Source organism: Microbacterium sp. B35-30 (assembly GCF_010634855.1).
Classification (GTDB): Bacteria; Actinomycetota; Actinomycetes; order Actinomycetales; family Microbacteriaceae; genus Microbacterium.
In genome coordinates this window covers 112,185-124,421 of record NZ_MWLQ01000012.1, presented here as the reverse complement: position 1 = coordinate 124,421, position 12,237 = coordinate 112,185, and the positions used below count along the sequence as shown (strand labels likewise).

At 70.1% G+C, this 12,237-nt stretch carries 7 protein-coding genes; 5 read left to right on the top strand and 2 right to left on the bottom strand.

The features are described 5' to 3' along the window. The first annotated feature begins 35 nt into the window (after positions 1-35). The 5 genes from B2K11_RS07515 (at position 36) to B2K11_RS07495 (ending at position 4,820) form a co-directional block, all read left to right on the top strand. The gene (locus B2K11_RS07515) at positions 36-1,301 is read left to right on the top strand and encodes a YihY/virulence factor BrkB family protein (RefSeq protein ID WP_239525827.1); all 1,266 of its coding nucleotides are present in this window, start codon (positions 36-38) and stop codon (positions 1,299-1,301) included. Between the two features lie 30 nt (positions 1,302-1,331). Then, complete coding sequence (locus B2K11_RS07510; protein WP_204260040.1) at positions 1,332-2,198, top strand: exodeoxyribonuclease III; 867 nt, start codon at positions 1,332-1,334, stop codon at positions 2,196-2,198. An 89-nt stretch (positions 2,199-2,287) separates the two neighbouring features. Further along, positions 2,288-3,295, top strand: coding sequence for a tryptophan--tRNA ligase (gene trpS, locus B2K11_RS07505; RefSeq protein ID WP_163617644.1), 1,008 nt, complete (start codon positions 2,288-2,290; stop codon positions 3,293-3,295). Between the two features lie 30 nt (positions 3,296-3,325). Next, the gene (locus B2K11_RS07500) at positions 3,326-3,889 is read left to right on the top strand and encodes a GNAT family N-acetyltransferase (RefSeq protein ID WP_163617656.1); all 564 of its coding nucleotides are present in this window, start codon (positions 3,326-3,328) and stop codon (positions 3,887-3,889) included. 70 nt (positions 3,890-3,959) lie between these two features. Then, complete coding sequence (locus B2K11_RS07495; RefSeq protein WP_163617643.1) at positions 3,960-4,820, top strand: DNA-formamidopyrimidine glycosylase family protein; 861 nt, start codon at positions 3,960-3,962, stop codon at positions 4,818-4,820. 2 nt (positions 4,821-4,822) lie between these two features. Here B2K11_RS07495 and B2K11_RS07490 read toward each other — a convergent pair whose 3' ends face one another. Together B2K11_RS07490 and B2K11_RS07485 are read right to left on the bottom strand one after the other, a co-directional pair. Then, positions 4,823-6,280: a HupE/UreJ family protein gene (locus B2K11_RS07490; protein ID WP_239525824.1), complete on the bottom strand. Its 1,458-nt coding sequence runs from the start codon at positions 6,278-6,280 to the stop codon at positions 4,823-4,825. Beyond that, on the bottom strand, positions 6,270-12,209 hold the full coding sequence (locus tag B2K11_RS07485) for a LamG-like jellyroll fold domain-containing protein (protein ID WP_163617642.1): 5,940 nt from the start codon (positions 12,207-12,209) through the stop codon (positions 6,270-6,272). The genes B2K11_RS07490 and B2K11_RS07485 overlap by 11 nt, the downstream gene beginning before the upstream one ends. Positions 12,210-12,237 lie beyond the last annotated feature (28 nt).

Here is a 12,237-nt window from a genome sequence, read left to right as displayed (position 1 = left end):
CGATGCGGCATCCGTCTGTCGATAGTGTGACTTCCGTGACCGAACGGAACGACTCCGACGGCCGAGACCCCACTCGCGCTCAGGGCCACGAAGAGGCCCGCGACCAGGCGGATGCCGCGCAGCGGGAGGAGGAGTCTCTCCGCGCCCGCTGGGAGGCGACGCAGGAGAGTCTGCGAGAGCGCTTCGACCAGCCGATCAGCCGGGCGACGGCGATCACCCAGCGCACCCTCGCGTGGTTCCCGGTGCGGGTGTGGCGTCACTTCCTGCAGCACAACGGGTTCCTGCTCGCCGCGGGCGTGAGCTACCAGGCGCTGTTCGCGACGTTCGCCGCGATCTACGTGGCGTTCGCCGCCACCGGGCTGTGGCTGGGCGGAAGCTCGGAGGCCGTCGCCGGGCTCATCAACCTCATCAACAGCTATATCCCGGGCCTGATCAGCGACGAGGGGCTGTTCACCCCCGCGCAGGTCACCGAGGTCGCGACGAGCAATGCCGGCGTGCTCGGCGTCACCGGCATCATCGCCCTCGGCACCCTCATCTGGACTGCCATCGGCTTCGTGACGTTCACGCGCCGCGCGGTGCGCGACATCTTCGGCCTGCCGCCCGACCTCCGCAGCTACTTCTACCTCAAGGCACGCGATCTCATCGGTGCAGGAGTCTTCGCCCTCGCCCTCGTGGTGGGTTTCGCCGCGACGACGCTCGGCACGTGGGCGCTGGAGTGGGTGTTCGCCTTATTCGGATGGGGCAACGCGTCGCGCTGGGTGGGAGTGACCACGAGCGTCGGCTCGATCCTGATCTCGTTCGTGATCTTCAGCGCGGCGCTGGCCGGGCTGATCCGGTACCTCACGGGTACGCAACTCCCCTGGCGGCGCATCTGGCCCGGTGCACTCCTCGGCGGCGGCGCAATCACCGTGCTGCAGCTGTTCACGGGCTGGCTGTTCGTCTACACGCCGACCAACGCACTGCTGGCCACGTTCGCGATCTTCGTCGGTCTGCTCCTGTGGTTCCGCATCATCGGCATCATCATGCTCGTCGCGGCCGCATGGGTCGCGGTCGCGGCGAAGGACGACGAGGTCCCGCTGCTCCCCCAGACCGAGGCCGACCGGCTCGCGGCGGAGCATGCCGCGCTGCTGGTGGCCGCCCGGGTGCGCCTGCGCACCGCGCGGGAGGCGCGCGAGACCGCGCCGTGGTACCGCCTGTTCGCCGCTGACCGCGCGGTACGCGCCGCGGAGCAGGAGCTGGCCCAGGTCGAGGCCGCCACTCCCCCGGCACAGAAGAAGAAGGCCGGCAGCCTGTTCGAATGAGTGTCGGCGGTGGCGGATAGTCTTGCCGTCGTGTCTCGCCGTGTTCGCATCGCCTCTGTCAACGTCAACGGAATCCGTGCCGCCACCCGCAAAGGCATGATCGACTGGCTCGATGCCGCCGACATCGACGTGATGGCCCTGCAGGAGGTGCGGGCGACCGAGGAGGAGCTGCGGGCGGCTCTGCCCGGCTGGGAGATCGTCAACGACGAGGCCCTCTCGAAGGGGCGAGCGGGCGTGGCCGTGGCCAGCCGCATCCCCTCGATCGAGGTGCGCCGCGTGCTCGGCCCGGCCGCCGAGGACGCAGCCGAAGTCCTCGACAGCGCAGGCCGCTGGATCGAGGCGGACTTCGACATCGACGGCGAGCGGCTCATCGTCGTGAGCGCCTACGTGCACACCGGCGAGGCCGACACGCCCAAGCAGGACGCGAAGTGGGCCTTCCTCGACGCGATGGAGAAGCGGATGCCGCAGCTCAAGGCCGCGTCTCCGCTGGCGCTCGTCATGGGCGACCTCAACGTCGGCCACCGCGAGCTCGACATCCGCAACTGGAAGGGCAACATCAAGAAGGCCGGCTTCCTCCCGCGCGAGCGGGCGTACTTCGATCGCTTCTTCGGGGACAAGGGCGCCGAGGTGACCGGTGCCGACGGCTCTCAAGGTCCCGGCCTCGGCTGGGTCGACATCGGACGCCGCTTCCACGGCGACGTCGACGGCCCGTACACCTGGTGGTCGATGCGCGGACGCGCGTTCGACAACGACGCCGGGTGGCGGATCGACTACCACCTCGCGACGCCGGAGCTCGGCGCCCGGGTGGTCGACTACCGGGTCGTGCGCGCACCTTCGTGGGACACCCGCTGGAGCGACCACTCCCCCGTCGTGGCGGACTACACGATCGGCCACTGATCGCCCAGGCGGCGGCGGGCGACCGAGGTGAGCCCGCCGGGTCGGTGGGCGGGCGCGGGGCCGCGGCATCCGTTCAATAGACTTGACGGATGAGCAAACCGCGCCTGTACTCCGGCATGCAGCCCTCCGCCGACTCGCTCCAGATCGGCAACTACATCGGGGCCCTCATGCAGTGGCGCGATCTGCAGGAGTCGTACGACGCGTTCTTCTCCGTGGTCGACCTCCACGCGCTCACGCAGCCGAACGATCCGGCGGAGCTCCGCGAGAAGACGCGCCGCACGGCCGCGCAGTACATCGCCGCCGGCATCGAGCCGTCGAAATCAGCGCTGTACGTGCAGTCGCACGTGCCGGCGCACGCCGAGCTGGCATGGATCCTGTCGACGGTCACCGGGTTCGGCGAGGCCGGGCGCATGACGCAGTTCAAGGACAAGTCGCAGCGCTACGGCTCGGAGGTCACCTCGGTCGGGCTCTTCACCTACCCGGTGCTGATGGCGGCCGACATCCTGCTGTACCAGACCGACATCGTCCCGGTCGGCGACGACCAGAAGCAGCACGTCGAGCTCACGCGCGACCTCGCCGAGCGCTTCAACAGCCGTTACGGTCAGACGTTCACCGTTCCGATGCCGGTGATCCAGCAGGAGACGGCGCGCATCTACGACCTGCAGAACCCGACGGCGAAGATGTCGAAGTCGGCGGAGTCGGATGCCGGCGTGCTGTGGATGCTCGACGACCCGGCCGTGTCGGCGAAGAAGGTCATGCGCGCCGTCACCGATTCGGAGGGTTCGGTGCGCTACGACCGCGAGGCCAAGCCCGGCGTCTCGAACCTGCTGGTGATCTACGCGGCCCTCACCGGCCGGCAGATCCCCGCGATCGAGGACGAGTACGCAGGGCGTGGCTACGGCGACTTCAAGAAGGGCCTCGCCGAGGTCGTGGTGAACGAGTTCGGTCCTGTGCGCGAGCGCGCCCTGCAGCTCCTCGACGATCCGGCCGAGCTCGACCGCGTGCTCGCCGCGAACGCCGCCAAGGCCGAAGCGGTCGCCAACCGCACGCTCAACGACGTCTACGACAAGGTCGGCCTCCTGCGCCGGTCTCGCTGAGCCAGGGCGCGGGCCGGTAGCGTGGGCGGGATCGAGCCCTCCATCTTGCGAACGGACCGCCTCGAACTGTCGTTGCCGGTTGACGGCGACGTCGACGCGATCTACGAGGCGTGCCAGGATGCCGAGATCCAGCGCTACACGCCGGTCCCCTCCCCGTACGAACGCCGGCACGCCGAGGAGTTCGTACCGCGTGTCGCCGCCGACTGGCAGAGCGGCGCCCATGTCAGCTGGGCGATGCGTGAGGGTTCGGTGCTGGCCGGCATGATCGGGCTGTACCGCCTCGACGGACGCGGCTCCGGGGAGCTCGGATACTGGGTGTCGCCGTGGTCGCGTCGGCGCGGCCTCTCGGTCGAAGCTGCCCGCGCTGTGATCGACTGGGGCTTCTCGCCGGAGGGACTGGGCCTCGATCGCATCGAGTGGCGTGCCGTCGTGGGCAACGTCGGCTCCGCGCGCGCCGCGCGCACTCTCGGCTTCCGCTACGAGGGGACGCTGCGGCAGGCGCTCGTCGGCTCGCACGGCCGCGACGACGGCTGGATCGCCGGCGTCCTCGCCACCGACGACCGCACCCCGCAGTCCTGGCCCGCGCTGGACTGACCACCGCGGGGCCGCCGACCCCCTCCCCTGTGGGATCCCCGGTGTCCCCGCCGCGTGGCAGGATGAGCGCATGCCCGAGATGCCCGAGGTGCAGGGGCTCGTCGACTTCCTCCGCGAGCGGCTCACCGGTGTGCGCATCGCGCGAGCGACGGTCGCCAACATCGCGGCGCTGAAGACGTACGACCCGCCGATCGAGTCCCTGGCGGATGCCGAGATCACCGGCGCTGCGCGACACGGCAAGTTCGTCGACCTCGCGACCACCGGGCCGCATCTGGTGTTCCACCTCGCCAAAGCCGGGTGGCTGCGCTGGTACGACGAGCTGCCGAAGACGATCATCCGGCCGGGCAAGACGCCGATCGCCCTGCGCGTCGCGCTCTCGGACGGGGCCGGGTTCGACCTCACCGAGGCGGGCACGAAGAAGTCGCTGGCGGTGTACGTCGTGCGAGACCCCGCCGACGTGCCCGGTATCGCACGACTCGGGCCCGACCCGCTTGACCCGGCCTTCACGCGCGACACGCTCGCCGGGCTGCTGGAGGGACGCCGCACCCAGATCAAGGGCGTGCTGCGCGACCAGGCGACGATCGCGGGGGTGGGCAACGCCTACTCCGACGAGATCCTGCACGCGGCGAAGATGTCGCCCTACGCCCTCGCGACCTCGCTCACCGACGACGAGGTCACCCGGCTCTTCGACGCGATGACCGAGACGCTGACGGATGCCGTCGCCGAGGCATCCGGCAAACCCCCGGCCGAGCTGAAGGACGCCAAGCGTCGGGGCATGCAGGTGCACGGGCGTCGGGGTGAGACCTGCCCGGTCTGCGGCGACGAGGTGCGCAGCGTCTTCTTCGCCGACAACTCGCTGGAGTACTGCCCGACGTGCCAGACCGGCGGCAAGATCCTCGCCGACCGCCGGCTGTCGCGACTGCTGAAGTAGCCCTACGCGCCCAGCAGCCGCTCGACGAACCAGAACAGTCCGACGACGGCGACCGCGGCGGAGAGGATCGCGGCCACCCACATCGCGACGCGGGGCCGCGAGCGCCGCAGCAGCAGGAGAAGCGGGAAGACCACGACGACGATGCTGAGCTGGGCTGCTTCGATGCCGACGTTGAACACCAGCAGCGCACCCAGCAGTCCCCAGGAGAACGGCTCGTCGATGCCCAGTGCCCCGGCGAAGCCGACGCCGTGCACGAGCCCGAAGACGAAGACGATGCCCACCCGCAGCCCATCGGCCCGCGTGAAGCCCAACAGCCCGGTTCGGGCGGTCACTCGGGGTTCGAGGATCGCGGGCGCACGTTCGAGCACCGCGGTGCCGCCGGACCCCTTCGGCCGCGTGCCGGCCGCGGCGGGTCCGGGTCCGACCGGCCCCGACCCGATGTACGCAGATCCGCCGGGGCCGTAGAGCTCCTGCACGGAGCCGCGGTCGCGCCAGAGCCCCCACAGGAACCACAGCGCGACGACGGCGATCGAGAGGGCGATGATCGGCTCGACGATGCTCGCGGGGACGCTGACGACCCCCAGCGCGGCGAGGATGAACGTCACCGAATGCGCGACGGTGAACGCGGTCGCGACGACCACCACGTCGCGCAGGCGCCGCGAGGCGACGATGAGCGCGAGCAGGAACAGGATGTGGTCGGCACCGAACAGCAGGTGCTCGGCCCCCAGGATGAAGAACTCCCCCATCCGTGCGCCCCAGTCCTGCGACGTCGTCATCGTCGGGCCGGCGTCGGTGTCGAGGCTCGCGACCCCGGAGCCGGCCAGCAGATCGTAGGTCACCACCGTGGTGGTCTTGCCGCCGGGATCCGTGCCGGGGAACAACTGCGTCGTGACCCGGTATGTCCCACCCTCCTCCGCAGCGGTGGCGCGACAGTCCGCCTCGAGCACGAGGTGCGCGTGCGGGACGCCGTCGACGTACGTGATCGAATACGGTTCGACGAGCTCGTTCGGGCAGGCCGAGGCATCCGCTTCCGCGCCCGCCGCGATCGTGAATCGCGGCAGCACGTACGCCCGCACCGTCTCCGAGTACTGCTCGAGCACTCGCGTGGTCAGCTTCGTCGGATCCTGCCCGGATGCCTGGACATCGTCGTACGCGTCCTGCTCGAACGCCGCATCGTCCATGGCGCGGGCGCCGTCGGTCGCGAGCAGCACGTACTCGATGTCGAGTTCGGCGCGAACGAGCCCCGGCTCCGATTCGGAGAGCTTCGCGTACACCGTCGCCGCGTAGGTGTGGGCGGCGGCAGGGGCGGCGAGGAGCATCACGGAGACCGCGGCGACCAGGAGGCCGAGCACGCTGCGCAGGCCGAGCACGCTGCGCAGGCCGAGCACGCTGCGCAGGCCGAGCACGCTGCGCGGGCGGCGCCGCGCTGGGGCGGCGCCGCTGGGCAGGTCAGTACGCACCGAGGTCCTTCCACGGCGACTTCCCGCCGGTGCCGGGCTGATCGCCGCGTGTCCACCACGACGCTTGGAACAGGTGTCCCCCGTGAGCGACGATCTCGCCGCCGAGATAGGTCCACGACGCCGTCCAGGCGCGCACCACACCCTGGGGCGTGCTGATCTCGGCGCCCACCTCGGCCCACGCGCCGTTGCGGACCGAATCGGGTGCGATCCCCTGGGTCCACCACTGCGCCTGATACACGCGGTCACGGTAGAGCACGTATTCGCCGCCGAAGTAGACGACGCTCGCGCGCCAGGCCGCCGGAGGGGCGGGCTTCCAGATCGCGTAGAGCGTGACCACGGCATCATGCTCGACCGTCAGATTGCTCACCGTCGCTCCGTCGGCGAAGACCGCCGGGCCGCCGGGCGTGAGAGCCCACCCTGCGAACACGTCGGTCTCGTGCGTGAACGCCACGGCCGGCAGCACCAGCTCCTCGCCATAGGCAGCGGAGGCCGCGGGCTGCGCGCCCGAGCCGCCGTTGGCGTCGAACGCCACCGTGTACGCGTTGGCGGCGAACGAGGCGATCGCCGCGACCGAGGCGTCCGGCTGCGTGTATGTGCCGTCCGCCGCGACCGCCACGAACGCGGGCGTCGTCGTCCAGCCGCTGAAGTGGTAGCCGGTGTCAGGCGTCGCCGTGAGCGTGACCGTCGCGCCGGTCAGCGCGCTCGCGACGTCTGCGGACGCGGTGCCGTGACCGGCCGAGTCCGCCGTCACCGCGTGCCGCTGGCGGAGCATGAACGTCACGGTCGTGGAGTTGCCGGCTATGTCGTACACCACGAGGGTGTTCTCGCCCGCCACCGCCCCGAAGACGCCGGGCTTCACGCCGTTGAGGTCGCTCCAGGGAGCGTCCTGCAGATCCTTGACCGTGCCGTTGAGCACCACGCGGTCGACGCTGCTCGCATCGAAGAGCTTGAACGATACCGCCTCATAGCCGCCGACGCCCGCCAGCGGCTCGTCCTTGGCGATCACCGTCGGCGCTGTCGTGTCGAGGGTGAAGGCGACGGTCGTGACGTTTCCGGCCACATCCGACACCTCGAGGGTGTTCTTCCCGGCCACGGCGCCGAAGACGCCGGGCTTCACGCCGTTGAGGTCGCTCCAGACGTTGTCCACGAGATCCTTCAGCACTCCGTTGAGCTCCACCTTGTCGATCTTCCCGGCGTCATAGAGCTTGAACGACACCGTGCTGTAAACGCCGTCCTTGCCCTTCGACTCGGTCTTGACCGTCACGGTCGGCACGGTCTGGTCCGCGGCGACGGGGCGCCAGGTCGCCGTGTAGGCGCGGTCGCCGAGCGATCCGGACGGGATCGCCACCTCGATCGTCGGACGGTCGAGTCCCGTGCCGGTCCATCCTTCGAACGCGTAGCCAGGACGCGTCGGAGCCGCGAGGGTGATCGCGTCCGACTCGATCGTGTACGTCGTGGGGTTGTCCGCGCTGCCGCCGCCGAGATCGAAGGCGATGGCGTAGGCGATCGGCGTGAACTCCGGAGTCGCTGCGACAGCGGCGGCAGGCATCGTGAAGGTGCCGTCCTGGCCGATCTCGACGCCCTCGGGCGTCGTCTGCCATCCCGTGAGCTCATAACCGGCGTCGGGCGTTGCCGTCAGCGTGACGGTCGCTCCCTCGACGGCGGCCGCGACGTCGGCCGACGCAGTACCGTGCGGAGCGTCGCCGACGGTCACGGCGTGCTGCACCGGGCCGAGGCCGGCGCCGAAGCGATCGGACATCTCGCCGGCGGTGAGAGCGACGTCGTAGAAGGCGAAGTCGTCCACGAGCGCGTCGATGGTCGGCGAGTAGCTGCCGTTGTAGCCGAACCACCAAGGACTCGAGGAGCTGAAGATGCTTCCGGCCGTCACGGACCCCGCGCTGCTCGTGCCGGTCAGCGCACCGTCCACGAAGTAGCGGATCTGCTGTGCCGACCTGTCGACGACGGCGCCGATGTGGTGCCACGTGCCGTTGATGCCGTTCGTGCCCCACGGGTCGGCGTACTGCTTCGCGCCCGCAGTGCCCCAGCACGAGGTCAGCACGCCGTCGGATCCCGTCGCATTGAACAGGGAGAAGCCGTCGCCGCAGCTGCCGTCGGGGCGATTGGAGAAGATCCAGGCGTCACCCGTGAACGAGGTCTGCTTGATCCAGAACTCGACGGAGAAGTCGCCCGCCGCGTCGGTGAGGCCGGCTACCCCCGGGAAGCGGAAGCTGTTCTGCCCGTTCACATGCGCGGCCGTTCCGTGTATGCCCGGCAGATACTCCACGCCGGCGCGCCATGTCGCCGCCACCCCGTTGCCCGTGCGGTCGGCGATGGTCGAGCCCGTCTCGCCGTCGAACGTGTAAGCGACGACCGGATCGGGCGTCAGCGACGTCCCCTCGCCCATGGCCGACACGGTGAACGATGCCTCCGCCTGCTTGAAGGCGCTGTCGGTCGCGGTGTAAACGAGCGTGTGGTCGCCGGTCGCGACCGGCGTGAAGGCGAACCGACCGCCTTCCACCGGCGTGACGGCCAGCGAGGCGCCGTCCGGTCCGGTGACCGCCGCGGTGACCGTGACGCGGCCGGAGTTGTCGACCGCCTGCGCCGCAGGCGCCGTGTACACGGCGTTCACCGTGCCCTTGCTGGGCGGCGGCGGCACGACGCGGACCATCGGTGCAACGGTGTCGTTCGCCGTGAGCTCACGGGTCGAGAGACGGTAGATGTCCTTCTCCGACAGCGGGGCTCCGTAGATGCGAGCGAGGCCGATCGATCCCTGGAAGGGGTACTCGACGCCCCCGGTCGAGGAGATGTCGCCGCCGATGACCCACGAGCGCGCCGCACCCGACGGGTTCTGGACGTTGCCGGATGCCGCGACTTGAGCCTTGAGCACGCCGTTGACGTAGATCTTGAGGGCCGCGCCGTCGTACTGTCCCACCACGTGCGCCCATTCGCCTGCGGTGAGCGCATTCGTCGCGCGGGCCACGACGTAGCTGCCGCCCAGGCGCACCCACAGCTCGGGCGTCACCTTGCCCGCCACGCTGCCGGGAAGCATCTCGAGACCCTGCCCCGACGTCTGCGTGTTGGAGATCATGTCGCGCTCGGTCGTGATCGCGGGCACCTTGGCGAGCGCCTCGATCGCGAAGCCGTCCTGGGTGAGGGCGTAGTCGGCGTCCGACCAGGCGATGCGCGAGCCCTGGGCCGAATCAGCGGTGTACGTGGCCGCTTCCTTGCCGAGGACGGGGTCGACCGCGATCGGAGCGGTCCCCTGAATGACGGCGTGCGCACGCGGAGAGAGATCGGCGACGGTGCCGCCGCCGAAGTCGATGTCGAGCAGATCGGCCGACGGGATGGGCTCGGCGAGCTGCTCGAACGTCAGCGCCGTCGGGTCGAACGGCTGGCCCGGTGTGGTGCCGCCTTCACCCGCGGTGAAGCGCCCGGTGAGCGCCGCGCCCTCTTTGCCCCAGGTGTTCACGGGGGTGACACGCACCTCGTACTCGCGGCCCGCGGTCAGGCCCCAGACCTCGTGATTGCGGCTGGCGGGCAGGGGCAGATTGTAGAAGCCCGACCACTGCAGGAATGTGTTGACGGTCGCGCCGGTGGCGACATCCACCGTCGTGTAGCGGTACTTGTGCACGATGTCCTGCACGGCGTTGGGTGCGGGAACGGCCTGCGGGAAAGTCACCATCGCCTTGTCGCTCGCGATGCCCGTCACCGCGACCGCAGAGCCGGCCGGCCACACCGGCGCGGAGGTCTGGCTCGCGCGATGGGTGTTGTTGAGGGGGAAGCGCTCGTCGTACGACAGGCTCGTGTCGATCGCGTCGGCGACGTCCCACGTCCACGTCTGATCGATCCACTGATCGGCCAGCAGGTCGTAGTTCTTGATGGTGACCTCGGATCCGCGCACTTCGACGATGGCCGTCTGGCGGCTGTTGCCCGCGTCATCCGGGGTGCTGTCGTTGCCGCGGCTCGTGGGGCTGGTGTTCACCACGCCAGACTCGAACTCGAAGTACGCCAGCGGCGGCGCGTTCACCGTCGTGAAGCCCTGGGTGGCGCCGGTGCCGGATCGTCCCTCCTGCCCCTGCCAGATCGACGACGAGATGTTCTGCGGCGTGTGGATGTGACCGCCCCACACGACCGCCTGCGGGAAGCCGTCGAAAACCGAGGTGAGCTGCGAGCCGCACTGGCCGTTGGTCAGGCCCGAGCCGTACCACTCGTTGGACACGTAGTGGGTGCACTTCAGCGGGTGATGCACGAGGACGAACACCGGCTTCGTCGGATCCTCGGCCGTGGCGAGGGCCAGGCGCTGCTGCACCCACGCGGCCGCGTAGGCGTAGTTGCCCGAGCTCGCGACCGACGGCCGGCCCGTCGCGGTGTCGAGCGTGCCCGAACCCGGGCTCACGGTGATGAAGTGGTAGCCGTTGATGACGTAGTCCGCATTCGGCGCCTGGCCGCCGGTCGAGTTGGTGAAGAGGTCGTACGAGCCGAGCGAACTCACATCGTGATTGCCGAGCGCGGCGACGAGCTGGATGCCGTAGCCGGCCTTCGAGTCGATCGTGTCCTTGAGTCCCTGGAACTCCGACGCGGTGGCGCTGTTGGTGAGATCGCCGACGAAGAGCGTGGCGTCGACGCCCTGCGCGTCCCAGAAGTCGTAGGCCTCGCCCAGTTCGCTCCAGCTGTCATGGATGTCGCCGATCGCCGCGAACGTGACATCGGCGTCGGCGTCGGCGTCGGCCGACGTCTGCGGGTCGGTGGCAAGAGCACCGGCCTCGGTCGCCGGCCCCGCCTCGGGCTCAGCCTCAGCCTCTGCGGCCGGGGGCATGCTGCCGTCGCCCACCGTGATGGTGAAAGGCTCGCGAGCGATGTGTCCCGCCTCGTCCACCGCGGAATAGGAGAGCGTGTACGTGCCGTCCAGCGACGGGATGAAGCTGTACGTGCCGTCGCCGTTGGGCGTGATAGCGGATTCGATGTCGTCCGGTCCGCCGACCGTGACGACCACCTCGGCGTCGGCGCCGGTGTCGTCGAGAGCTTCGGCGCCGGGCACGGTGAGAAGCTCGCCGAGCGTCGCCGTCGCCGGAACGTCGCCGGCGACCTCGACGAGGGGTGCCACCGTGTCGAGCGACGTGAGGCTCAGCCTCGACAGCCGGTAGACGTCCAGCTCGGAGAGCGACCGGCTGTAGATCGCCGTGCTCTTGAGGCGCCCGCCGAACGTGCTGCTGACTGCGCCGTCCGCGGTGACGTCGCCTCCGATGACCACGGAGTGCGCACCGTCGGCGCTCGGCGTGACGTCGAACGAGGCGGTGTCCACGGCCGCTGCGAGCGCGCCGTCCACGTAGAGACCGGACCGCGATCCGTCGAAGAAGCCGACGACGTGGTACCAACGGCCGTACTCGAGATCCGCGGCGGGCCCACCGGCCGTCGCCAGCTGGAGCGTGTACCCGGCATCGTCCGCGGCGTGCGCGTCGAGGCCGATTCCGCCCTCCTCCTGGCCGCTCACAACGGCGACCACGTCGGAGCCGGCAATCGGCGTATCGATGCGGAAGGTGGCCTCGACGGCGAAGTCGTCGGCGAGAGCGGCGTAGTCCGCGTCGGACCACAGCGGGGTCTGCCACGCCGACTGCGCTCCGGCAGCGCCCACCGCGACCTGAGAACCGACCTCCTCGTCGTCGGCGACGGTCGCCGCCGCCCCGGCCGTGAGTGCCCGCGCCCGCGGCGAGCGGTCGACGGCCGTGCCGTCCGCGAACTCGACATCGAGCAGGTCGGCAGCCGGAAGCGGCTCCCGCAGCTGCTCGAGCGTGAGCGATTCCGGGTCGACGGCGGCCTGGGCGGGCACCGTCATCCCGGAAGCGAGCACGGCGGCGGTCGCGACGGTGGCGACGACCCGCGCCATCCAGGGATGGATGTGCGAGCGGTGGGAAGCGGGTGAGTTCGACACGGCGGCGTCCTTCGAGAGTCCGGAAGCG